The 23,316-nt window shown below is 36.3% G+C and carries 24 protein-coding genes and 1 pseudogene; 13 read left to right on the top strand and 12 right to left on the bottom strand.

Annotated features, from left to right (window positions below; translation table 11 throughout):
• Nucleotides 1–43: 43 nt before the first annotated feature.
• The 12 genes from C8J95_RS16245 to C8J95_RS16295 all read left to right on the top strand — a co-directional run bounded on the left by C8J95_RS16245 (nt 44) and on the right by C8J95_RS16295 (nt 11,229).
• Nucleotides 44–421 carry an AraC family transcriptional regulator gene (locus C8J95_RS16245; RefSeq protein WP_107809774.1) on the top strand — a complete coding sequence of 126 codons (378 nt, stop codon included), beginning with the start codon at nt 44–46 and terminating at the stop codon, nt 419–421.
• 102 nt (nt 422–523) lie between these two features.
• The gene (locus tag C8J95_RS16250) at nt 524–2,389 is read left to right on the top strand and encodes a M1 family metallopeptidase (protein ID WP_107809775.1); all 1,866 of its coding nucleotides are present in this window, start codon (nt 524–526) and stop codon (nt 2,387–2,389) included.
• A gap of 17 nt (nt 2,390–2,406) precedes the next feature.
• Complete coding sequence (locus C8J95_RS16255; RefSeq protein WP_107809776.1) at nt 2,407–2,901, top strand: phosphate ABC transporter permease; 495 nt, start codon at nt 2,407–2,409, stop codon at nt 2,899–2,901.
• Between the two features lie 171 nt (nt 2,902–3,072).
• Nucleotides 3,073–3,483, top strand: a complete 411-nt coding sequence (locus C8J95_RS16260; RefSeq protein WP_107809777.1) for a c-type cytochrome — start codon at nt 3,073–3,075, stop codon at nt 3,481–3,483.
• Between the two features lie 118 nt (nt 3,484–3,601).
• Entirely contained in the window at nt 3,602–3,814 is a 213-nt protein-coding gene (locus tag C8J95_RS19035; RefSeq protein WP_255412847.1) for a hypothetical protein, read from the top strand.
• Nucleotides 3,815–3,823: 9 nt separating this feature from the next.
• Nucleotides 3,824–4,057: a heme-binding protein gene (locus C8J95_RS19040; protein WP_255412848.1), complete on the top strand. Its 234-nt coding sequence runs from the start codon at nt 3,824–3,826 to the stop codon at nt 4,055–4,057.
• Nucleotides 4,058–4,191: 134 nt separating this feature from the next.
• Complete coding sequence (gene lysS, locus C8J95_RS16270) at nt 4,192–5,895, top strand: lysine--tRNA ligase (RefSeq protein ID WP_107809778.1); 1,704 nt, start codon at nt 4,192–4,194, stop codon at nt 5,893–5,895.
• 321 nt (nt 5,896–6,216) lie between these two features.
• The gene (locus C8J95_RS16275) at nt 6,217–7,122 is read left to right on the top strand and encodes an AraC family transcriptional regulator (protein WP_107809779.1); all 906 of its coding nucleotides are present in this window, start codon (nt 6,217–6,219) and stop codon (nt 7,120–7,122) included.
• 244 nt (nt 7,123–7,366) lie between these two features.
• Nucleotides 7,367–8,368, top strand: a complete 1,002-nt coding sequence (locus C8J95_RS16280; RefSeq protein WP_107809780.1) for an aldo/keto reductase — start codon at nt 7,367–7,369, stop codon at nt 8,366–8,368.
• 154 nt (nt 8,369–8,522) lie between these two features.
• Nucleotides 8,523–8,831, top strand: a complete 309-nt coding sequence (locus tag C8J95_RS16285) for a YciI family protein (RefSeq protein ID WP_107809781.1) — start codon at nt 8,523–8,525, stop codon at nt 8,829–8,831.
• A 203-nt stretch (nt 8,832–9,034) separates the two neighbouring features.
• Nucleotides 9,035–10,231, top strand: coding sequence for an MFS transporter (locus C8J95_RS16290; protein ID WP_107809782.1), 1,197 nt, complete (start codon nt 9,035–9,037; stop codon nt 10,229–10,231).
• Nucleotides 10,231–11,229 carry an MBL fold metallo-hydrolase gene (locus tag C8J95_RS16295; RefSeq protein ID WP_107809783.1) on the top strand — a complete coding sequence of 333 codons (999 nt, stop codon included), beginning with the start codon at nt 10,231–10,233 and terminating at the stop codon, nt 11,227–11,229. Before C8J95_RS16290 ends, C8J95_RS16295 begins: the two co-directional genes overlap by 1 nt.
• Nucleotides 11,230–11,342: 113 nt before the next feature.
• Here C8J95_RS16295 and C8J95_RS16300 read toward each other — a convergent pair whose 3' ends face one another.
• From C8J95_RS16300 to C8J95_RS16310, 3 genes are all read right to left on the bottom strand, one after another.
• The gene (locus tag C8J95_RS16300; RefSeq protein WP_107809784.1) at nt 11,343–12,017 is read right to left on the bottom strand and encodes a DUF2490 domain-containing protein; all 675 of its coding nucleotides are present in this window, start codon (nt 12,015–12,017) and stop codon (nt 11,343–11,345) included.
• 983 nt (nt 12,018–13,000) lie between these two features.
• The gene (locus C8J95_RS16305; protein WP_107809785.1) at nt 13,001–14,005 is read right to left on the bottom strand and encodes a cytochrome d ubiquinol oxidase subunit II; all 1,005 of its coding nucleotides are present in this window, start codon (nt 14,003–14,005) and stop codon (nt 13,001–13,003) included.
• Nucleotides 14,002–15,345: a cytochrome ubiquinol oxidase subunit I gene (locus C8J95_RS16310; protein ID WP_107809786.1), complete on the bottom strand. Its 1,344-nt coding sequence runs from the start codon at nt 15,343–15,345 to the stop codon at nt 14,002–14,004. The genes C8J95_RS16305 and C8J95_RS16310 overlap by 4 nt, the downstream gene beginning before the upstream one ends.
• Before the next feature lie 185 nt (nt 15,346–15,530).
• Here C8J95_RS16310 and gyrB point away from each other — a divergent pair, with 185 nt between their 5' ends.
• Nucleotides 15,531–17,465 carry a DNA topoisomerase (ATP-hydrolyzing) subunit B gene (gene gyrB / locus C8J95_RS16315; RefSeq protein ID WP_107809787.1) on the top strand — a complete coding sequence of 645 codons (1,935 nt, stop codon included), beginning with the start codon at nt 15,531–15,533 and terminating at the stop codon, nt 17,463–17,465.
• 92 nt (nt 17,466–17,557) lie between these two features.
• Here gyrB and C8J95_RS16320 read toward each other — a convergent pair whose 3' ends face one another.
• From C8J95_RS16320 to C8J95_RS16365, 9 genes and pseudogenes are all read right to left on the bottom strand, one after another.
• Nucleotides 17,558–17,962, bottom strand: a complete 405-nt coding sequence (locus C8J95_RS16320; RefSeq protein WP_107809788.1) for a DoxX family protein — start codon at nt 17,960–17,962, stop codon at nt 17,558–17,560.
• 17 nt (nt 17,963–17,979) lie between these two features.
• Nucleotides 17,980–18,558: a YdeI family protein gene (locus C8J95_RS16325; RefSeq protein ID WP_107809789.1), complete on the bottom strand. Its 579-nt coding sequence runs from the start codon at nt 18,556–18,558 to the stop codon at nt 17,980–17,982.
• A 39-nt stretch (nt 18,559–18,597) separates the two neighbouring features.
• Entirely contained in the window at nt 18,598–19,065 is a 468-nt protein-coding gene (locus C8J95_RS16330) for an SRPBCC domain-containing protein (protein ID WP_107809790.1), read from the bottom strand.
• Nucleotides 19,066–19,122: 57 nt separating this feature from the next.
• Entirely contained in the window at nt 19,123–19,464 is a 342-nt protein-coding gene (locus C8J95_RS16335; protein WP_078721864.1) for a helix-turn-helix transcriptional regulator, read from the bottom strand.
• Nucleotides 19,465–19,642: 178 nt separating this feature from the next.
• Entirely contained in the window at nt 19,643–20,101 is a 459-nt protein-coding gene (locus C8J95_RS16340) for a DUF695 domain-containing protein (protein WP_107809791.1), read from the bottom strand.
• Nucleotides 20,102–20,267: 166 nt separating this feature from the next.
• Nucleotides 20,268–20,654, bottom strand: coding sequence for a (deoxy)nucleoside triphosphate pyrophosphohydrolase (locus C8J95_RS16345; RefSeq protein WP_107809792.1), 387 nt, complete (start codon nt 20,652–20,654; stop codon nt 20,268–20,270).
• Nucleotides 20,647–21,519 (bottom strand): YDG/SRA domain-containing protein, encoded by an 873-nt coding sequence (locus C8J95_RS16350; RefSeq protein WP_107809793.1) that lies wholly within the window; start codon nt 21,517–21,519, stop codon nt 20,647–20,649. Before C8J95_RS16350 ends, C8J95_RS16345 begins: the two co-directional genes overlap by 8 nt.
• Before the next feature lie 614 nt (nt 21,520–22,133).
• Nucleotides 22,134–23,126 carry a DUF4365 domain-containing protein gene (locus C8J95_RS16360; RefSeq protein ID WP_107809795.1) on the bottom strand — a complete coding sequence of 331 codons (993 nt, stop codon included), beginning with the start codon at nt 23,124–23,126 and terminating at the stop codon, nt 22,134–22,136.
• Nucleotides 23,127–23,222: 96 nt separating this feature from the next.
• Nucleotides 23,223–23,316 (bottom strand): annotated as a pseudogene (locus C8J95_RS16365) (integrase core domain-containing protein); the annotation flags it as partial.

A 23,316-nucleotide genomic window follows, 5' to 3' on the forward strand; every position in this document is an offset into this window, starting at 1 on the left:
CAATTAATTGCTTTCTGAATATTAAAAGTTAAACAATACATTGATGTCTGACCAGGATATAAATATGAAAAGAAGTAAAGAAATCCTTACTAGCTATTTTGCATTTCTGGATCAGCATATCGATGATGTCATTCAGGGTAGGGTTTCTGAATTTATGGAACTAAACCAAATTGCTCGTGAACTGGCCGTTTCGCATCAACATCTTTCCGATACTGTCCAACTAGAGACCGGACATCATCCGTGTCATTTCTACGATGAGAAAATTATAGACCAGGCAAAGAAGCTTTTAAAAGAAACAAAAGTCCCTATTGCTCGGGTTGCTACACAGCTTACATACGATCCGTCTAATTTTTCCAAATTCTTCAAAAAATGGACAGGGCAAACACCTGGATATTTTCGAAAAAGTATATCAGATCAATAGTATCTAAACAATAAATATAATATTGTCTGATTTCTTTTAATCATAAAGCCCTTTTGTAGCGGTATTTTCCTTATTTTTGATACTTATCCGTAAATTTTAAAAATGAAAAAAATATTTTTCAGCATAGCTTTGTTGGGAATGTTAGGTCAGGTTACAGCTCAGGAGTTGTATATGCCAAGAAACATTAAGAAAGCTTATGCTAATGGTACTCGTGATCTGTCGGGAGCACCCGGTAAAAATTACTGGCAGAATAAAGGAATTTATGATATTCAGATAAAAGTAAATGCTGATACTAAAATTGTTTCCGGCAGCGAGACTATTTTGTATGACAACAACAGCCCGGATCAGCTGGATATATTGGCAATCCGTTTTGTAAATAACATGCATAAACCACAGTCACCACGTTCAGGATTTGTATCGAAAGACTTCCTAAGCTCGGGACTGAAAATAAAATCATTTAGTGTAAACGGTGAAAGCTATAATATTGATAGTGATGACTGGAGTACTGTAGAAGCTGTAAAGCTTAATAAGCCATTAGCATCTAAGGCTAAAGCTGAAATAAAAATAGAGTGGGAATATCCACTTTCTGTGCAGAGTGGAAGAGAAGGGCAGATAGATCCGAATACGTTTTATGTAGCCTATTCTTACCCAAGAGTGTCTGTATATGATGATTATAATGGTTGGGATTTTATTCAGCACTCCGACAGACAAGAGTTCTATAATGATTTCAATGATTACAGCTTCGCAATTTCTGCTCCGAAAAACTATGTTGTATGGTCTACAGGAGATTTCCTGAATCCGGAAGAGGTATTGCAACCAGAATACTTAAAGCGCTTTAAGGAATCCCTGAAGAGCGATAAAATAATACATGTTGCCAACGAAGCCGAGATGAAGTCTGGCAAGGTTACTAAGCAAAATGACTGGAATGTTTGGAAGTTTAAGGCGAACCATATTTCCGATTTCTGTTTTGCACTAAGCAATCACTATGTATGGGATGCTTCCAGTGTACAGCTCAAATCAAAAAGAGTAAGTGTGCAGGCTGGCTACAAAGCCGGAGCGAAGGATTTTGAACAATACACAGGATGGATGCGCTACAATATTGACTGGTTTTCCAAAAACTGGCCGGGTGTAGAATATCCATATCCGGTAATGACAGCTATCCAAGGATATGCAGATATGGAATATCCTATGATGATTAATGACAGCACAGTTCCGGATAATTTTCAGGATGCACGTTTGACAGCAGATCATGAGATCGCTCATACTTATTTCCCTTTCTATATGGGAATTAACGAAACCCGCTATGCTTATATGGATGAAGGCTGGGCAACAACACTGGAATACCTTATCGGAATTGATGAGAACGGAAAAGAAGCTGCAGATACTTTCTATAAAAACTTCAGAACCAAAAGATGGATCACCAGTCCTGCAACTGAACAGGATCAGCCATTAATTACGATGAGTACACAGGTTTCAGGAGCAGGGTATGGAAATAATTCCTATGTTAAATCGTCTTTGTCCTATCTGGCGCTGAAAGATTATTTAGGTGATGCTCTGTTTAAAAAAGCACTTCACCATTATATGGACAATTGGAATGGCAAACATCCGGTGCCTTGGGATTATTTCTTTTCCATGAATACGGGATCCGGAAAAGATCTTACCTGGTTTTGGAATAATTGGTTCTATAGTAACAATTATATAGATCTGAAAATAGCCAATGCTACTCAGCAAAATAATAAACTAAATATCAATATAGAAAACGTAGGCGGATTTGCAATGCCATTCGATGCCGTAGTAGCTTATACTGACGGAACCAAAGAAATCAAGCACTTCACACCAGCTATTTGGGAGAAAGACCAAAAGAAAACGATATTGGATATTCCTGTGAAAAAGCAGGTGAAATCTGTGAATCTGGATGGTGGTATTTTCATGGACTATACACCACAAGATAATCTGAAGATATTCTAATCACTGATACAACAAAGATGAAGAAGCTTTTTTTAGTTCTTATTGTTACCGGATTATTGAGCAGCCTAAGCGCGCAGAAGAATACAAAAACCGATATATGGTCTGGCTCTTATGGTATATATGCTATAAAGGATAGCCTGATGAAAGCTTCGGATACTTTGATTATAGAGCGTATAGCAGATGCAAAAGCTGATGAGGTTGCAGGAAGATATCAATCTGATTTGGCACGTTGGGCAATTACATCAACAAAAGAAGGTAAAAAAGACCAGGCCGTAGTAAGACGATTTTTGTTCGTTCCGGAAGATAAGGAAAATCAGTATAAAGAATTTGGCTGGACAGAGTTACACCGAAACGGAAAAATGAACTGTATAGATGGCAACCATTTTTTTATTTGTCAGACGGAACCTAAAACAAAAGTCCTGTTTAATGGTAAGGATGAGTTTTATACCAGAACCGGAATTTTTGGAATATGGCTGCACTACGGAATGGTAGACCTTAGAAAACTAAAATAAGCTCTCATATTATAAAATTAAAACCTGCCCAAAGAATTTCTTCGGGCAGGTTTTTTATAAAATGCTTTCCATTCGTGTTTTGTACATCAAATTTCATACTTGATAGGTGTCATTTAGAAAGAATCCAAGGGATTTAATGGTTAAATTTGTTTACCTAAATAAAAGTAAAGTATGAAAAAACAAGTCTTTCTTATTGCATTATTAGCTTTTGCAGCTTTTTCATGTTCAAAAAAAGAAACTCCTGTAGAAAAGGAAAGCAATACCATGTTGGAAGAACCTAAAGTTACTGTAGAAGAACAGGACGTAAAAGTAAGTGTTCCTAGACCAGAGAGCGGATTAGAGTTTATCAACGCTTCCGACTGTCGTACTTGTCATGCCGATGATACCAAACTTATAGGTCCTGCTTATAAAGACGTTGCAGCAAAGTATGAGAACACAGAACCAAATAGAAAAATGCTTGCAGAAAAAATCATAAAAGGAGGACAAGGTGTTTGGGGAGAGATTCCGATGGCACCGCATGCAGATCTTACACAAGCTCAGGCAGAAGCTATGGCAATGTACGTTCTTAGTCTTAAGAAATAAACATTCTAATCCATATATTATTTTGCCGGAAGCGTAATCTTCCGGCTTTTTATTGTTCCAAAGTCAAGAGCTTGACAAATATGTTTTATTTAAATAAACATATAAAAAGAAACTAATAATGACAGATCATAACAACGATAACGGAATCCTTAGGAGAATAGGGTTGGATAGTTTTTCCAACCGGATAGCTTTTGATATGGGAGTGAAAATTATTGATTTGGCAAAAAGCCGTAATCAGCATATAGCTGTTGAGGTTTGCAGATTAAACCAAACTGTATTTCTGTATGTGGATGATACACTTCCGGTGGACAAGCATAACTGGTTAAGGTGAAAAGCTAATATCTCCAGACAATTTGAAGAAAGTTCTCCAAGTGTAAAGAATGACCTGAAGGGTGGTAATATGACTTTAGAAAAAACTTTTGGACTGGATGAAAAAGACTTTCTGGCAAAAGGTGGGGCAATACCCGTTTTTGTAAAGAATGCTGGAATGGTTGCGGTTATAACAGTGTTGGGTCTCCATGATGAAGAGGATCATAATATAATTATAGAAGCTCTGAAGGAAAGCTATCTGTAGACAGTTCTTTATTTAATAAACTAAATATCAGGATAAGACAACGCAAAACAGTTTTATTATCATATTATCTGATGAAACACTGTTATATTTTTTAAATAATCCTTAATTTTGCAAACTGTTAAATATAACCTATTATGCAACAACTTACAGAGCAAGAAATCATCCGCAGAGAAAAACTGCAACAGCTGAGACAGATGGGGATCGAGCCTTATCCGGCAGCGGAATTTGAAGTAAATACAAATACGCAGGAGATAAAGGACAAGTACGAGGATGGTAAGAAGGTGAAGTTGGCAGGACGCTTAATGAGTGTTCGTATTATGGGGAAAGCTTCATTCGCAGAACTTCAGGACAGCGAAGGGCGTGTACAAATTTATGTATCACGTGACGATGTTTCCAGCACAGAAGAAGCTGTGGAGTACAATACCGTTTTCAAAAAACTTTTAGATATTGGTGACTTTATCGGAATTGAAGGTTATCTGTTCAAAACACAGGTAGGTGAGATTTCTGTGCATGTAACCAAATTTACCCTTTTATCAAAAACATTACGTCCGCTACCAGTTGTAAAAACTGATGAAGACGGAAAAATTCACGATGCATTCGTAGATCCGGAATTACGTTACCGTATGCGTTATGTAGATTTAGCTGTGAATCCACATGTTAAAGATATCTTCATCAAGAGAACAAAATTATTCAATGCTATGCGTGGTTTCTTCAACGACAAAGGATACTTTGAGGTTGAAACTCCGGTACTACAATCTATCCCTGGTGGAGCAGCTGCAAGACCATTTATTACGCATCACAACGCATTGGATATTCCTTTATACCTTCGTATTGCAAACGAATTATACCTGAAGAGACTAATCGTTGGTGGTTTCGATGGTGTTTACGAGTTTTCTAAAAACTTCCGTAACGAAGGAATGGACAGAACTCACAATCCGGAATTTACCGCAATGGAAATTTATGTAGCTTATAAAGACTACAACTGGATGATGGATTTCACAGAGAAATTATTAGAGCATTGTGCTATTGCCGTAAACGGAACTTCTAAAGCAACGTTTGGTGAATACGAAATCGACTTCAAAGCACCGTATCCAAGAGTATCGATGACAGAAGCTATTCAGAAATACACAGGTTATGATATTACCGGGAAAACTGAAGAAGAGCTTCGTGACTTTGCTAAGTCTATCGGCTTAGAAGTTGACGAAACAATGGGTAAAGGAAAGCTTATCGATGAAATCTTTGGTGAGAAATGTGAAGGTAACTTTATTCAGCCAACCTTCATTACTGACTATCCTGTAGAGATGTCTCCACTAACTAAAAAACACAGAAGTCAGGAAGGCTTAACTGAACGTTTCGAACTTATGGTTTGTGGTAAGGAGATTGCGAATGCTTATTCAGAGCTTAATGATCCAATCGATCAGAGAGAGCGTTTTGAAGATCAGCTTAGACTTTCTGAAAAAGGAGATGATGAAGCAGGTCAGTTTATTGATGAAGACTTCCTGAGAGCATTAGAATATGGTATGCCGCCAACATCAGGTTTGGGTATAGGTATGGATAGACTAATTATGTTCCTTACCAATAACCCGTCTATTCAGGAGGTGTTATTCTTCCCGCAAATGCGTCCGGAGAAAACAGAACCTAAACTGGAATTAAACGAGGATGAAAAAGCTATTATCGAAATCGTAAGTGCTAATGAAGAAGCAACTCCATTAGTTGATGTAAAAGATAAAAGCCAGTTATCCGGTAAGAAATGGGATAAAGCGATTAAAAACCTTACGAAAAACAACTTAGTAAAAGTTGAAAAAGTAGATGAGGTTCTATTGGTTAAAATGGTTTAATACTATAACAATACAATTACAAGCCGGAAGAATATCTTCCGGCTTTTTTATTTTCTCCTTGTCAAGGTTCTGAACCTTGACAAGGATTATTCGAGAGCCTAAAACATTAAATTACCTTAATTTCTTAATGGTTTATTTATTATTTAGAAATTAAGTTTATTAAGGTATTGATGTAGTATTAAATTTTATAAACAGTATTACCATAATTATATTATTTTGAATACTCTTCTCACATACGAGAATCTTTAGAAAAGCATAATTAAGAAAACTCTCAATAAATTTCGCATACCAAGTAATGATTGATTTTTATATCTTTGAACTATGAAAACCTCTGAAACTTTACAGGAATTTTATACAAGAACATTGCCCGGGAAAGATGTTTCCACACTCTTGTGTTGTCCGGGGGTAGGTCATGTCAATATATTTTCCAGAGACAGCTGTGCCCGAGTTACACCATACAGCCGCAGAGATTACTATAAAATCTCTTTAATTATAGGCGAGGGGAAATTACACTACGCAGACAGATGGATCAGTATAGATCGCCCTGCATTGCTTTTCTCGAGTCCGTTGATTCCTTATTCGTGGGAAGCTACGTCAGAAGATCAGGGAGGTTGGTTTTGCCTGTTTACCGAACATTTTCTACGAAATGGAAATATGGGTAATATTCAGGATTCCAATTTTTATAAGATAGGAGGAGAGCCTGTATTCTTTCTGAATGAAGATCAGGTGAAATCTGTAGAACTTCTTTTCTCCAGAATAAAAGAAGAAATAGATGCTGATTATGTTCATAAATACGATGTTATCCGTAACTATCTGCAACTTCTGATGCATGAAGCTATGAAAATGAGTCCCGCGCAGTCTTATGAGCGGTATAATAATGCATCGCAGAGAGTAGCTTCACTTTTTATGGATCTTATGGAAAGGCAATATCCTATTGATGGTACAGCGAATCCGCTGAAGCTGAAATCTGCTGTGGATTACGCTCAGAATCTCAATATTCATGTCAACTCACTTAACAGAGCGCTAAAAACGGTTACCGGAAAAACAACTTCCGAACTAATAGCCAACAGAATTGTTCAGGAAGCCAAAGCTTTGCTGAATCATACAGACTGGAATATCAATGAAATTGCATTTTGTCTTGGTTTCGATGATTCTGCTTACTTCACCAATTTCTTCAGAAAACAAACCCGATTATCACCTGTAGCCTATAGAAGTAAGGCTGTTTGAATTTTACAATTTTTAGTTTGAATAATTTATACACTTCCCTGTAAGCCCGACTTAACTTTGTCCTGCTAATAAAATATAATACAAAGGCATTATTTTACGGTTCTTTTAATTTATGGTCCAGTAAGGAAATCGAAGATTTTCAGCTTTAGCTTAAGATAAAGCATTGTACCCCCGAAGATATTGATTAGAGTCATCTACTATATGCTTTAGTGCTTAAAAATTAAATTATTAAAAACATCAGGTTATGAATTACAAAACTTTAGGAAAAACAGGAGAACAATTATCCGCTATAGGATTAGGCTGTATGGGGATGAGCTTTGCTTATGGGCAGGCAGATGAGCAAGAGAGTATCAGAACATTGCATAAAGCATTGGATTCCGGTATTAATTTCTGGGATACCGCGGATATGTATGCGAATGGTAAAAATGAAGAGCTTATTTCAAAGGTATTAGTTCCCAACAGGGATAAGATATTTATAGCAACCAAATTCGGATTCCGCTTTAAGAATAATGAAGCTGGGCCGAGTAATAGTGCAAATACTTATTTTGACGGATCGCCGGAATGGATTAAACAGGCAGTAGACAACAGCCTTCAGAGGTTAAAAATTGATACAATAGATTTGTATTATGCACACCGTATAGATCCTAATGTTCCGGTAGAGGAAACAGTAGGGGCTATGGCCGAATTAGTGAAAGCCGGAAAGGTACGGTATTTAGGTTTATCCGAAGCTTCTGCGGAATCCATTCGGAAAGCCAATGAAATCCACCCAATCGCTGCATTACAATCCGAATATTCACTTCTGACAAGAGATGTAGAAGATGGTATCCTTCCTGTGGTAAGAGAATTAGGAATTAGTCTTGTTCCGTATTCACCTTTAGCGAGAGGTTTATTCAATAATATCAACGAAGTTCAGCAATTGGAAGACAGTGATTTTAGAAAAAGCTTGCCGCGTTATCAGGAAGCCTATCTGGAAAATAACAAAAATCTGGCTAAAGAACTTAATGAATTAGCAGCCTCTAAAGGGATTACCGGTAGTCAGTTAGCATTGGCGTGGGTATTGGCCCAGGGAGATGATATTATTCCGATTCCGGGAACCAAGCGGGTAAAATATCTGGAACAGAATATCGAAGCCGCAGCAGTTACTTTTACGGATACAGAGAAGAATGAGATAGAAGAGGTTATCAGAAAATATCCTAATACCGGACCACGCTATTCTGAAGGTTCTATGAAGTTGGTGAATAACTAGTTAGCCTTATAGATCTAAACTTCGCTTAAGATGATAAAATTAAACCTCATAGATTCTCGTGATCCTGTGAGGTTTAAAAATAATTTTATCTGTATTTAATATTGTCAAATCCTATAGATAGGCGACCTTTGCATTTGCTATACAAAAAATTATCATGTTTATTATATCGTTAAACTACATCAAAGCTATTAGTGAAATCGAACTCTTGATTGATGCTCACAATGATTTTCTGAATAAATATTATGCAGAAAGAAAGTTTTTGATGTCAGGAAGAAAGAATCCAAGGACCGGAGGAATTATTATCGCACAAAATGCAACAATAGAGGAGGTAAAGGAAATAATAAAAGAAGATCCTTTTCATCAGCATCAGGTAGCCGAATATGAAATTACTGAATTTCTTCCGACTAAGTTTAATGCAGAGCTGGAAGCTGTATTGGAAGCTCTTCGACTACGCTCAGAGTGACAGTTATTAAGTAGAATTTAAATGGTAAACTCCGTCACCTTGAGCGTTTTGTGAAAAGAAATGTAACAAAATGTATCGAGAGGTTTTATTAAATTAACTCTTAGACTACGCTCAGGGTGACAATAATTGAGCTGAGAACAAAGAAGATTTAATGGTCTTGACCTCTTAAAAAAGAAACAAACTTATAAAACAAATAAAAATTTATGCTTAATAAGCAGCTTGAAACGAAGCACCAATTCATAGCCACTATTCTTGCCTTTGCCGTGATTCCGATGTCGGGATTGGCAACGGATATATACCTGCCATCCATGCCTAGTATGGCTGAAGATCTGCATCTGCCGGAAGCAAGAATACAGCTTACCTTAACCTTTTACCTCATTAGTTATGGTATTTCTCAATTTTTCTCAGGGGCGCTTGTAGATGCCTTCGGACGCTATAAGATCAGTATTATGGCATTGTTACTTTTTGTTGTGTCTTTCTGGATTACCGGACATACTCAAAATATCTATGTCATTTACCTCATGCGTATTGTACAGGGGATACTATCCGGATTAGTGGTTGTATCCAAACGGGCATTCTTTGTAGATGTTTATGATGGAGAAAAGAGAAAACATTACCTCAGTATTATGACTATTGTATGGTCATTAGGACCTATTATAGCACCTTTTATAGGCGGGTATTTGCAAAAAAGTTTTGGCTGGCAGTCTAATTTTACGGTGTTGGCAGCCTATTCATTACTTATTCTGGTTCTGGAGTTGGTATTCTCCGGAGAGACTATTAAAAACAGAAATCCTTTTCATATTAGTTTCTTATGGAATGAATTTAAAACCATGCTGGGGACATTAGATTTCTTTTTTGGAATGCTGATGTGTGGTGTCAGCTATGCACTGATTATGTTCTATAACCTTTGCGGACCGTTTATCATAGAGCACAAATTGGGATATTCATCTGTAACAACTGGCTATCTTTCTCTTTTAATGGGATTAGCATGGATGAGCGGTGGCTTTTTGGGAAAAGCACTAATCTCTAAGCCTTTTCTGCCAAAGCTAAGATATTCCAACTTTATACAATTGCTTTTTATAGCACTCATGTTTGCAAGCTCATTTTATATAGAGAATTTGTTTACATTGGTAGTTTTTGCTTTTGTTATACATGTTACCGCAGGTTTTATGTTCAACAATTACTTTGCTTATTGTTTAGGACGCTTCCCGAAATCGGCTGGAATCTCTGGCGGAATTACAGGCGGAGTGGTGTACATTATAACTTCTGTAGTTAGCTATGGTATAGCTGCAGTAGTAAAGCCGGTACAACAAACCGGAATTGCCGAAGGCTACTTTGCCATTGGTGTTTTAGGTTTTATTATTTTATCTTTTATTAAACGTAAAAAAGCACATATCTGATGAACAGACGCGAACTATTAAAAAAAGGAAGTATTGCAGGACTATTCAGTTTGTTGCCTGCAACCAGTTTACTGGCTGAAGTTACAAAACCTGTTGCTAAAGGCACTAAAGAATCTCTGGCGGGTTATAAGAAAATACAGTTGGGAACACTGGAACTCTACATCTTGTCCGATGGTTATATCCGTGATACAGATATAGACGGATTTGCACCAAGAGCAGATGTAAAAGAACTTAAAAAGTTATTAAGAGATAACTTTCGTTCAGAAGAATATATCGATATGGCAATGAATGTTCCATTGGTGAAAACAGAAAAAAGACTGATTCTGATGGATGCCGGAATGGGAATATTTGCTGATGAAAATACAGGATTCCTGCCGGAAAGTCTTGCTAAAGCAGGCTTCAAGCCGGAAGATATTACCGATGTTTTTATTTCTCATGCCCACCCGGATCATATTGGTGGACTTATTGACAAAGCCGGGAAATTAGTATTCCCAAATGCTGTTTATTTCATTAATAAAACAGAATATGACTTTTGGATGCAGGCTACAATAAAAGATTTCGCAAATAGTGCACTGAAGAATAAACCAGATTTTCTTTCGCAGATTATAGAAGGAATCAGAAAGATTCTGACCGCTATAAAACCCAAAATCAAATATTACGATTTCAATACACCGCTGTATCAGTATTTCAGTTTTGTACAGGCTCCGGGGCATACTCCGGGACTAACGCTTTGTAAGATAAAATCGCAAAATGAGGAAATTCTCTATATGGCCGATTTAATTCATTCAGATGCTTTATTATTTCCGCATCCGGAATGGGGATTCTCCGGAGATACAGACTTGGATCTGGCAGTAGAATCCAGAAAAAAAATGCTGAGCTACCTGGCAGATAATAAACTGCAGGGCCTGGGCTATCATCTTACATGGCCGGGAACGGGTTATGCCCAAAAATCGCAAAATGCTTTTCGCTGGTTTCCGAAAGCTTACTTTGCACCATAAATCAAAGTAAAAACTTAATTAATAGGAGCACATTTCTTGCCTAATATATACATCAAACCCTGTCAAAATTAACTTGGACAGGGTTTGTTATTTATAAATGTTTATTGACTGAGTTAGCGCATTAATCCGAAAACATCATTCAGGTAAAAGCCGATCTGAAACTGATAGCGGTCGGTATTAGAAAGCATCTGATTCATTAGTCCGCCCTCAATCCGCATTTTATCATTTATAACATAGCCAACGGCAGCATAAAGTCTGTTTCTGTCGAAAGCATCTTTTTTAGCATTGATGAAGATTTCATCATATACACTGGCATACCATGTGTTCTTAATAAGGGATGTATTATTGAAAGGAACGATAACACCAAGTTGATAACGGAATCTTACCTCAGTTTTTGGTTGTAGAAACCTTTCCTCAATTCTGTAGCGGTGGTTAAGCTGAACTCTGCCAAATTTCTGTTTTGTAATAAACTGCTGAAACAATCTGTGCTCATCCAGTTGAGAGATATTCTGGTCTGCATCGTAGTTATGAGAATGTACATAGGCATAACCAAGCAAAACATTATTGTTGTTTTCAGAAAGGTTATAACCAATACCTGTCCTTAGCAGAAGCTGATTAAGATCGCCTATAAAGTCATAATTCCGGTATTGTACTTCGTAATGGATATTGAATTTTGGATTGATCTTCTCGTTGCCAAAAAGCATCAGCCAGTTACCAACGTCCGATTTTTGTGCTGCCAGTAATCCGAAACTTATGCCTGCCAGAAAGGCGAATGTTCTCTTAATCATGTACTAGATTTTTACAAATATAGATAAAAACTATTAGTAAGCATAATTCGATTTAAGGTTTCTACATATAAGAATTCTATATTTAAGCACTAGGGCACGAATCATATTTAATAAATCATATTTAATATTTGTATTCTTTTTAAGGCACAAATTGCTACGCAATGTTTTACAATTTCTGGATTGAAAATCTTTGATTTTCCTGTGTCATAAAAACAATATTTATTGATAGAATAATCTGTGCCTTTGTGTTTGAAAAAAAAGTATAAAATTAAACCCTCAAAAACCATTTAGAAATTAAGGTAATTGAGGGTTGCTTATTGTCCCGGAATTTTTATCCGAAAGCTTATATTTTATTTTTTCATTTTACTAAATAATATTTAAGGTTTTGAATTGAAAATCTTTGATTTTCTTGTGTCTTAAAAACCAATATTTATTGATAGAATAACCTGTGCCTTTGTGTTTGAAAAAAATGTATAAAATTAAACCCTCAAAAACCATTTAGAAATTAAGGTAATTGAGGGTTGTTTGTTATCCTGTGAATTTTATCCGAAAGCTTATATCTTATTTTTTCATTTTACTGAATAATATTTAAGGTTTTGAATTGAAAATCTTTGATTTTCTTGTGTCTTAAAAACCAATATTTATTGATAGAATAACCTGTGCCTTTGTGTTTGAAAAAAAAGTATAAAATTAAACCCTCAAAAACCATTTAGAAATTAAGGTAATTGAGGGTTGTTTGTTATCCTGTGAATTTTATCCGAAAGCTTATATCTTATTTTTTCATTTTACTGAATAATATTTAAGGTTTTGAATTGAAAATCTTTGATTTTCTTGTGTCTTAAAAACCAATATTTATTGATTGAATAACCTGTGCCTTTGTGTTTGAAAAAAAAGTATAAAATTAAACCCTCAAAAACCATTTAGAAATTAAGGTAATAGAGGGTTGCTTATTGTCCCGGAATTTTTATCCGAAAGCTTATACTTTATTTCTTCATTTTACTGAAAGAATACATTAGATAAAACAGGAAAGGAAGTATAAATACACAACCCAGCATAAGTGCCCAGCCTAATGCTTCAAGCGTTTTTTGCGGAGCAGCATATTCCAGTAATGAGATATGAGTTCCGTTGCCTAATAGGATAATATTAGGATTGTGCTGATAAGTTGCAGCCACCAGAATCATAATAACCTGGAAACCTGCTAATACTCTTACCGGAGTTAACTTTTCTTCACGCATACAGTAGAAGATTAAGCCCAATGCAATTGTAGCCAGTGTAATTGCTATAATGCCCAATGGCTTTGAGAATATCCACATAATTAAAGGAATACCCGAAAGGTAAGCCATAAGAAATACCAAAGCCCCTGTAATGACAACAAATAACATCATTTGCTTCGTCTTCCGGATCATTAGTTTTAATTCAGCTTTATCTCTGGTTTCTCTCAGTGAGAATACGGAAGCCAGATAAGCACATAAAGCAACCGTAAAAAGACCTACGGAGACACCAAACCAGTTGAGCCAGCTAAAGATGTAAAGATCTAAAAATCCAGTAGCATCCGGGTTAATAGAGTAGGATACTGTAGCTGCTGCTATAAGCCCTAAGAAAAAAGGTGTAAGCAGACTGGCATAATAAAATATCTGAGTATACAGAACCTGCCACTGATCTTCCACTGCATCATAGTGTCTGAAGGTAAAGGCTGTACCGCGGGCAATAATCCCCACCAGCATTAATATTAAAGGAATATGCAGATAGGTAGACATCAGTGCATATATCTTCGGAAAACCAACAAACATTACAACAATGGCAATAATTAGCCACATGTGATTGGCTTCCCAAACCGGAGCAATAGATTCGTACATAATCTTTCCGGTTTTATGCCGTGCTTTTTTATTGGTGAATAGTTCTACGATTCCTGCACCGAAATCGGCACCGCCAAGGATAAGGTACAGACAGATAGACAGCCAAAGAAAACCTATTACAATGTATATCATTTTTTCTGTTTTTTATCGTTAAACAATGCGTCTGTAGGATCATATAGTTTCGGTACCATTTTAATCTGTCTTCCGATAAGGAACATCAGAATAGCAGATAATGATATAAATACAAAAGTGAAGAAATAGAAAGAGTATTGTATTCCCGGCATTGGGGTAACCGCATCTATGGTCTTCATGACGCCATAGATAATCCAGGGCTGGCGTCCAACTTCTGTTACGGTCCATCCGGCTTCTAAAGCGATATAACCAAAAGGAGTTGCTATAAAGAAGGTTTTCAGTAACCAGTTTTTAGTCAGCCATTCCTTTTTAAAGAAGAAAGAGTAGAGGTATATGGCACCAATAAGCATCATTACAACCCCGAAGAAAATCATAATCTGAAATGCAAAATGTGTAACAGCTATCGGAGGCCATTCATCCTCAGGGAAATCATTTAAGCCTTTTACCTCTGCATTAAAGTCTCCTTTGGCAAGAAAGCTTAGCACCTTTGGTACTTTTACCGCATATTTCACAGTTTTGTTCTTCACATCCGGAATACCGCCTAAAACAAAAGAAGCGCCCTTTTCAGTTTCGAAATGTGCTTCCATAGCAGCCAGTTTTATAGGTTGTCTTTCTGTAACAGACTTTGCGGCAATATCACCGCTAAATGGTGCACCAAAAGCACCGATAAGGGCAAATCCAACAGCAATTCTGAAAGCTTTGGTATGAAATGTTACATTTTTCTTTTTGGTAATAAGGTATGCATGAACACCTGCAACAGCAAAACCTGTAGCACAAAATGCTGCAACAGTCATATGAAATGCCTGCGGAAACCATGCCTCGTTAAACATAGCAGCAATAGGATCTATATTAATATATTGTCCGTTTACATAATCGAAACCTGCGGGACTATTCATCCAGGCATTTGCAGCCACAACCAGAATACCGGAAGCCAGTCCACTTACTCCCACGAGGAATCCGCAGAACCAATGGAACCATTTATTGAATTTATCCCATCCATAAAGAAAGAATCCCAATGCAATGGCTTCTATAAAAAATGCCGTTCCCTCCAATGAGAATGGCATTCCGAAAATTGGACCTGCATGTTCCATAAATTTAGGCCACAACAATCCTAATTCAAAAGACAGCATGGTACCGGATACTGCTCCGGTTGCGAATAATATAGCAACACCTTTGCTCCAGGCTTTAGTGAGTCCTTTATAAATCTCATTTCCTGTTTTCAGGTATTTCCAGTGTGCGTAGGCCATTAAAAAGGGCATTACCATTCCGATGCACGAAAAGATAATATGAAAGCCCAGTGACATGGCCATTTGCGATCGGGCTGCTATAAAATCGTCCATAATATTGATTTTGACGAATTAAAATTAAGTATTATTTCTTCTAAAAGTATATACTTTAACATGATTTTAAACACTGATAAATTCCATACAGGCTATGCTGATAAGGTGTATTTTTATGTGTTGGTTATAGCATATATGTGCCTAAAATTTCGTATATTTGTAGTTATTGAAAAATGTAATTTTGAATGAGTAATAAACAATATACAGCTAGTAGTATTCAGTCGTTAGAGGGGATTGAGCACGTACGTCTTCGTCCTTCCATGTACATCGGTGATGTCGGATCAAGAGGTTTGCACCATTTGGTATATGAAGTTGTAGACAACTCTATTGACGAGGCTTTGGCAGGTTACTGCGATACAATTACTGTAACCATAAAAGAAGGAAATGCTATTGAAGTTAGTGATAACGGTAGAGGTATTCCTGTAGATTTCCACGAAAAAGAGCAAAAATCGGCTCTTGAGGTGGTAATGACTAAGATTGGTGCCGGAGGTAAATTCGACAAGGATTCTTATAAGGTATCGGGTGGTTTACATGGTGTAGGGGTGTCGTGTGTGAACGCACTTTCTACAGATATGATTACGACTGTTTACAGAGACGGGCATGTTTATCAGCAAAAATATCAAAAAGGACGTGCTGTAGCTGATGTTGAAAAAATAGGAGACAGCGACAGAAAAGGTACCATGCAGTTTTTCCAACCGGATGATACTATCTTTACAGAGCTTGTTTATAACTATGATACTTTAGCTACACGTCTTCGCGAACTAGCATATCTTAACAGAGGTATTACTATTACTTTGACAGATGAGCGTGTAAAGGATGAAAATGGAAACTTCAAAGTAGAAACTTTCCATTCGGAAGGTGGTCTTAAGGAGTTTGTTGAGTTTATTGACGGAAACCGTGAATCTATCATGGAGCACGTAATCTTCATGGAAGGAGAGCGCGATGATATTCCGGTAGAAGTAGCAATGCGTTATAACACGTCATTCAACGAGAATCTTCATTCTTATGTAAACAATATTAATACGCACGAAGGGGGTACGCACTTAGCAGGTTTCCGTAGAGCGTTGACCAGGACTTTGAAGAAATATGCAGATGATCTTGGATTGCCTGCAAAAGAGAAAGTAGAAATTACAGGGGATGACTTCCGTGAAGGACTTACAGCTGTAATCTCTGTAAAAGTTATGGAACCTCAGTTTGAAGGACAGACCAAGACGAAACTGGGTAACTCCGAAGTTTCTGGTGCTGTAGACAAGATTGTAGGGGAGATGCTTACCAACTTCCTGGAAGAGAACCCGAATGAAGCGAAGACTATCGTACAGAAGGTTGTTTTAGCGGCAAAAGCAAGACAGGCGGCTAAGAAAGCTCGTGAAATGGTTCAGCGTAAATCTCCAATGGGAGGTTCCGGATTACCAGGGAAACTATCTGACTGTTCTTCCAAAGATCCTGCTGAATCCGAACTATTCCTTGTGGAGGGAGACTCCGCAGGTGGTACTGCAAAACAGGGTAGAGATCGTTTGTTCCAAGCTATTTTACCATTAAGAGGTAAGATCCTGAACGTAGAGAAATCTATGCTGCATAAAGTATATGATAATGACGAGATTAAGAATATCTATACAGCTTTAGGAGTAAGTGTTGGTACTGAAGAAGACAGTAAGGCACTAAACCTTACAAAACTTAGATATCATAAGATCGTTATTATGACCGATGCCGATGTGGATGGTTCTCACATTTCCACATTGATTCTTACATTCTTCTTCAGATATATGAAAGAGCTTATTGAAAACGGTTATGTATATATCGCTTCTCCACCATTATATTTGGTGAAGAAAGGGAACAAGAAAGTATATGCATGGAACGAGAAAGAGCGTGAAGAACTTACTCAGGAATTGTCTAAAGATGGAAAAGGAGTAGAGATCCAACGTTACAAAGGTCTTGGGGAAATGAATCCTGAACAGCTTTGGGATACTACTCTGAATCCTGAACACCGTACACTAAAGCAGGTTACTATTGACAATGCTGTAGAAGCAGACAATGTATTCTCTATGCTAATGGGTGACGAGGTTCCGCCACGTAGAGATTTTATCGAGAAAAATGCAGTTTATGCTAAAATCGATGCTTAATTAAGCATTTATAATAAAGTAAAAAGACCGGAATTTCTTCCGGTCTTTTTTATTTTGATGTTACTGATGTATTTTTTTTGCCTTCTGAAATGTTATGGTAATCCTGTAGTAATGATTTTTCTGTTAGAAGGCCTAAAGTACCAGGATATAATAACAAGGGCAAATAGTAATACTGCCGGAAAAGTTCTGCCTATTGTATCGCCGACAATGAGATGCGAGATTACAGCACCGGACATTACAAAAAAGAAGCCGGCATATGCCCATTCTTTCAACAACAAACGTCCGGGGATTAATATAGCAAAAACACCCAATAGCTTCCATACACCAATGATAGTCATTAGGTATGAGAGATACCCCAAGTTGGTGAAGTTTGCCAGCTCATCCTTACTTTTTAATAATTGAACAATGGCGGTTGAAGCCATTCCCAATGCCATCCACAATGTGAAAATCCAATAAATGATTTTTCTTATTTTTTCTGATTTGTCTGGTGTTTCCATATTATTATTTTGTTTGGTTAATCGTTCAGTCCTTTTCCTGTAAGGATTTGTGGGATACATTTTTCAATTCGTGATTCACGGGTTTTAGGCTGTTTTGCTGAAGAAAAATAGAGTAGATAAGCTCTCTGTCTTCCGGGAGTTAATGCTTGGAAAGCTTCTTTCAGGACAGTATCTGTGTTTAGCTTATGCTGAAACTCTTCAGCTACTTCAAAGTCTTTTGTTTTCTTCATCGGAACCTGTACTTCCGATTTTTCTACCTCCAGAGCCTCGTATACATAAAGCTTTATCTCTTTTTCTAATTTTGAAATTTCTTCCTGATTTGTAAAGCGTATTTGTCGGGCTGCCTGTACATTTTCGCTCTGTTGGATCAGGATATTATTGGTATCATTTAATAGTGCACCTTTGAAAAATAAAATTGCGCAATATTCTTTAAAACCATGTATCAAAACAATGTTTCGGCCGTGATAAGTGTAACAAGGACAACCCCATTTAAGTTCTTCATCCAAACCTGTGTCAAGTATAATTGCTCTTAGTTTCTCAAATTCTTTTTGCCATTTCTCGGACTGATTAAAGAAAAAATCTGTTTTAGGATTCATAATGTGATTGGTGTTTGAAGTGATAGAATTAAAAGTTGATTAATCTTTTGATGTAAATATTTCCTGTAGGCGGTTGTGCGCCATATTTAATCCTTGGGCAAATGGTAATTTCAGCATCTGATTTCTGAAGTCTACAGATTTATAAACAGTATGAATTGTAATCTTACTGGAAGTCTCAGTTAGCCTTTCAAACTCCAAATATTCAATCTGAACAGGAAATGGAGTGTTTTCCATCTGAAATGTTCTTACAATTTTCTGATTTGGTACAAATTCATGAATACAGCCGTTGGCTCTGAATACGATTTCTCCATTTGCATTTAAAGTCTCGAACTGATAGCCACCATGCTGTCTGTTTTCAAGCTTCAATACTTTGGTGCCCATCCATTGTTCTACAAATTGTGATTCTGTATAGGCCTTGAAAAGTAATTCTACGGGAAGATCGAATTCTCTGGTAATCAGTATTTCCTGTTTTCCGTCTTCAGCATGTATTTTAGTTTTTAATTCCATATTTTTTGTTTTTAATAGTATTAGAATGGGAGAGAATGAAAGGCATGAATTTGTTTTTTATTCAGATCCTTCATTGCTTATTTTATCCTGGTAGGATTTCATAACACTTTCCAATGTATTGAAGCGGTCATCCCACATTTTACGGAACGGTTCAATAAAATCAGCAATCTCTTTCATTTTATTAGGATTAAGGTGATAGATAACTTCGCGTCCGTTTTGTTCGGATCTTAATAATTCGCATTCTGTAAGAATCTGAAGATGCTTGGAAACTGTAGGTCTGGCGGTATCAAAATTCGAAGCAATAGCACCGGCAGTCATAGATTGTGCTGCAACCAACATTAATATTGATCTTCTTGTAGGATCTGCGATCGCCTGAAAAACATCTCTTCTTAAATTCATTATGTAGCTATTTGACTACAAATATATATGTAGTTATTTAGCTACGCAAATGTTTTTTGTTAAATTATTTTTGATTTAAATTTAGCGGAGTGGAGAGTAGGAGAAAGTTTACTAAGTATTTATAGTAAAAAAAAGACCGGAAGAAATTCCGGTTTTTTTATGTTTCTTAATCAGTTATTTATTCTTCCTCAACAAGAAGATTGCTTACATTGTCCCAGTTCTCATCATCATATATTTCACAACTAAAATTAACCAGTCTATTCTCGTCCGATTCTATTTCATTTAGCTTCTGAATAACGCGCTCTAGATCATCAGCATACAGTTCTATTGCTATACCGGTGTCTGTTGTAATTCTGGCGACTATATGACAGACAGAAACTTCTCTTAGTTGTGTGGTGAAATAGTCCTCAACATCAGCATAATCCAAATCCTTCTTTTGAAGATTAAACTCATCATTCAGAAGATCTACAGAAATATAACAGTTAAACATACATTCCTTTTTATAAGAATAATCGGCATATGCTTTGTCAACCCAGCATGTACCTGGTAATCCTGATTCTGTATCCATTAAAAATAGCGTGATACTGTTTGGAGGATATATTTTCTGATTGTCTGCTTTAATTTCGTTCCACTCCATGATTGTAAATTGTTTTTATAATAGGTTGGTAAATTTATCACTATAATTTGAATTATTAATGAATTCAGCTTTTAAAAATTCCGCTCCAACAGGTAAGGATTTATGCTTCTGTCATTCACGCAAAAAAATAGAGTAGGGAATATAGTTGAATGAAGATCAGTGTTTATTACATATCCATAGAACATAACTCCTTTGCTATAGGAATATCTGCAGGTGCTAATTCCCAGTTGAGAAGTTCTGATTTATTAACCCATTCATATTGGTCGTGATCGGTAAGTATACAACTAGATTGTTCCGTGGTACATACATAAGCAATAAGCTCAATCGTAAATGTATCATAATTATGAACAACAGACATGAAATACCTTTCTATTTCAACTCTTATTCCAAGTTCCTCTTGCAACTCCCGATATAAAGATTTCTCTTCCGTTTCTCCCACTTCAATTTTTCCTCCAGGAAACTCCCAATAACCACCCAATGATTTTTCAGGCTTACGCCTACAAAGCAAAATTTGCCCTTCATTAAATATAACACCGCAAACAACCCTAATCATACCTATGACTTTTCCTGTGATATTGCAAGTTTAATTTATTCAGAATATGCGTTTCGTGTACTATTAATTCACCCGTTGCAGCACCAACCAATTTCAAATCATCCGTAATAGAAAATGTCCCTTTGTCAAACATCACATGGTGATTCGGACAGAGGCAAATTAAGTTATCACTACTATCATCTCCATCATGGGGCCTACCCAAAGGTTTTATATGCGCACCCTCTGCATAGCCACCCGATTTTGTAGGGATCGTTTCTCCACATACCTGACATTCATAATTATATAATTTCTTCACATCATGAGCAATCTTCGTATCCCTCACAATTCGTAAAACCGTACTTTCCTTTCGTTCGGTAGGTTTATTAGAATACTTTAATTCAATCCTTTCCGGAGTATTTCTCTCAGGATTTTGGCCACTATATTCCAGCCGAACCCTACAAATTACAAAACCACTTTTTCCTGTTTCCTCCCACGCATCTACCACACTATACAAACCAGCATAAGTATAACCCGTTTTCGGCGAAAATTCAGACCTATGCTTATAACCCCTAATTACTCTAACAGGCAAACCCCGATCCATACTAATAAGCAAACCCTTATTATCACTCTTATCCCAACTCTGATCCTTAATTTGTTTCCCTCCGCCATTGCCACCAGCTCCCGTATATATAATTTCATCTCCATAATCTTCATCATCTTCATATCCACCAGAAAGCACAATAGCAGCAACGCCATCTTTAGCATTGCCATCAATACCTTTTGCCCAATTTCTGTGGAAACTCGAAAGCATCATTTCCTTTCTACCCTCAAAAAAATGGCCTTCTTCAATACCTTCTATTTCTCCAAATACAATTGGTCGAGTCATACAATCCTTAGTAAATAATTTCAGTGTACTAAGATACATTTAAATCAATAATATGTTTATATTATTGTTAATGCTGTTTATAACAACCATTATAACATTTATTCAACTAAATATAAACGTATTAAAATAGTGAAGTAACGAAATGATAAAAACCACTGTTTTATAGACATTAAACCACGAGAATGGCACTAAAAATCAACAAATAATAAGCAACGCAGATATATTTGAGAAAGCCTTAAAAAAGCAAAATATAGCGCTGGTCTGTTTCGCCAAAACCATGTATAAACCTTTCTTTATGGGCAAGAGATAGCAGCAGCATCCTTTTACAAAAAATGCCTGCTTTTTAAAAAGTATTTTCTTTTGGGCGTGCCCCTGCAGGTCGGGCAGAACATTGTTCGCAAGTTTCATTAAAAGCAAATGAGTATTGCTTTTATTCACTTGTGCTACAAGTCCTCGCTCGTGCCTTGCTGTGGGCTTTTCGCTGCAAATGTAAAACATTCAGCGAAACCATTAAAAACAAATAAATAAAACTGAGATAATCCCTCACGCAACTCCTGCTTAAAATAGAGTAGGGAACAAACCAAATGAGGATAAATATATACGAAATGAGTAGATTATAAAAATATTGTTTGTTTTACTGTTGGTTCCTTTTCCAGAAAATCATTTACAGCTAAAAAATTATGAGCAAGAGCATTAGCTTTTAATTTTAATCCGAAACATGATGAATCAGCAAGATAGCAAGCCAAAGCGAGAAACGAATTATTTCTTTTTAACTCTAAAACTTTTTGGATATAATCATCTGGACCATCACTTAAAGCTGTGTCAGCTAATTGTTCAGTCAGCGCTTTGTCACTAAATTCTACCTCGTCCAAAAACAAATTTGCCCACGGTAGCATATCGTTTATTCCTTCCTTAATACTTTTGCCTTCAGAAAGATAGAAATGGTACTCATACCGATTGGGATTTTCATCATGAGAATGAATTACTGCAGGAAAGTTATCGTTATCTTCATCCGTGAGTACTAATGAAATATGATAATCTTTAGAATAGGGTATACCGTCAATTTCTACATACAGAAATAAATCCTTTTGAATAAGTAGTTTTATAGGGTTTATAGAAGCCTGTAGTAACCAAAGTTTATATTCGTATTTACCTTTAAAAATCGCAATACCATTTAAAGATTCTCTGCTCTTTCTTTCCAGCATATTCTCTTTAGGTATATTAACCTTGAATGATTTATTTGTTATATGAACTGTTGATTCATTAACACTTTCCCAATATGCAATTTGCTTTTCTTTATCGTAAAGTACTATAATGACTGGTATAGAATAATTTAACCAATAATTTAAATGCTTTTTAGCACCACGAAAAACAAAATGATTATCTGTACTTTCTTTAAAAAAGCTCTTTCCAGATTTTATCTGTACACCAATTAGTCTTCCGGTTGGGATACTGCTTTTTAAATCATTTGCAAATCTTGTTACTTCAACAAAACCATCTATACCAAAATCACTTATAGGTTGTTCACGAAAAATCCAGTTCAAATTTTCACTAAAAATTTTTGCTACAGAATAAACACCTATTCGTTCTTCACTGTTATATATCATTTTAACTTTAATTAATAAATGTATTCTGAAAAATCAATTTATTTCAACCTAGATTAAACTTTCAAAGTTTCAGTAAGATTTATTTTATTTATAAGAGAACAGGTAAGCATCCAATACCGCCTCCCGGTAAAGACGATTAAAACGTTCGATGTATCCGTTCTGCATAGGCCTTCCGGGCTGAATATATTGA

Origin of the sequence: Elizabethkingia sp. YR214 (assembly GCF_003058195.1) — a bacterium.
Lineage (GTDB): Bacteria > Bacteroidota > Bacteroidia > Flavobacteriales > Weeksellaceae > Elizabethkingia.

Coding starts and splice junctions, on each gene's coding strand:
- C8J95_RS16290 (WP_107809782.1), top strand. CDS start 9,035: ATGCTTAATAAGCAGCTTGAAACGAAGCACCAATTCATAGCCACTATT.
- C8J95_RS16360 (WP_107809795.1), bottom strand. CDS start 23,126: ATGATATATAACAGTGAAGAACGAATAGGTGTTTATTCTGTAGCAAAA.
- C8J95_RS19035 (WP_255412847.1), top strand. CDS start 3,602: ATGACAGATCATAACAACGATAACGGAATCCTTAGGAGAATAGGGTTG.
- C8J95_RS16305 (WP_107809785.1), bottom strand. CDS start 14,005: ATGATATACATTGTAATAGGTTTTCTTTGGCTGTCTATCTGTCTGTAC.
- C8J95_RS16335 (WP_078721864.1), bottom strand. CDS start 19,464: ATGAATTTAAGAAGAGATGTTTTTCAGGCGATCGCAGATCCTACAAGA.
- C8J95_RS16285 (WP_107809781.1), top strand. CDS start 8,523: ATGTTTATTATATCGTTAAACTACATCAAAGCTATTAGTGAAATCGAA.
- C8J95_RS16295 (WP_107809783.1), top strand. CDS start 10,231: ATGAACAGACGCGAACTATTAAAAAAAGGAAGTATTGCAGGACTATTC.
- C8J95_RS16350 (WP_107809793.1), bottom strand. CDS start 21,519: ATGACTCGACCAATTGTATTTGGAGAAATAGAAGGTATTGAAGAAGGC.
- C8J95_RS16345 (WP_107809792.1), bottom strand. CDS start 20,654: ATGATTAGGGTTGTTTGCGGTGTTATATTTAATGAAGGGCAAATTTTG.
- C8J95_RS16255 (WP_107809776.1), top strand. CDS start 2,407: ATGAAGAAGCTTTTTTTAGTTCTTATTGTTACCGGATTATTGAGCAGC.
- C8J95_RS16310 (WP_107809786.1), bottom strand. CDS start 15,345: ATGGACGATTTTATAGCAGCCCGATCGCAAATGGCCATGTCACTGGGC.
- gyrB (WP_107809787.1), top strand. CDS start 15,531: ATGAGTAATAAACAATATACAGCTAGTAGTATTCAGTCGTTAGAGGGG.
- C8J95_RS16325 (WP_107809789.1), bottom strand. CDS start 18,558: ATGAATCCTAAAACAGATTTTTTCTTTAATCAGTCCGAGAAATGGCAA.
- C8J95_RS16280 (WP_107809780.1), top strand. CDS start 7,367: ATGAATTACAAAACTTTAGGAAAAACAGGAGAACAATTATCCGCTATA.
- C8J95_RS16340 (WP_107809791.1), bottom strand. CDS start 20,101: ATGGAGTGGAACGAAATTAAAGCAGACAATCAGAAAATATATCCTCCA.
- C8J95_RS16330 (WP_107809790.1), bottom strand. CDS start 19,065: ATGGAATTAAAAACTAAAATACATGCTGAAGACGGAAAACAGGAAATA.
- C8J95_RS16320 (WP_107809788.1), bottom strand. CDS start 17,962: ATGGAAACACCAGACAAATCAGAAAAAATAAGAAAAATCATTTATTGG.
- C8J95_RS16245 (WP_107809774.1), top strand. CDS start 44: ATGTCTGACCAGGATATAAATATGAAAAGAAGTAAAGAAATCCTTACT.
- C8J95_RS16250 (WP_107809775.1), top strand. CDS start 524: ATGAAAAAAATATTTTTCAGCATAGCTTTGTTGGGAATGTTAGGTCAG.
- lysS (WP_107809778.1), top strand. CDS start 4,192: ATGCAACAACTTACAGAGCAAGAAATCATCCGCAGAGAAAAACTGCAA.
- C8J95_RS16300 (WP_107809784.1), bottom strand. CDS start 12,017: ATGATTAAGAGAACATTCGCCTTTCTGGCAGGCATAAGTTTCGGATTA.
- C8J95_RS16260 (WP_107809777.1), top strand. CDS start 3,073: ATGAAAAAACAAGTCTTTCTTATTGCATTATTAGCTTTTGCAGCTTTT.
- C8J95_RS16275 (WP_107809779.1), top strand. CDS start 6,217: ATGAAAACCTCTGAAACTTTACAGGAATTTTATACAAGAACATTGCCC.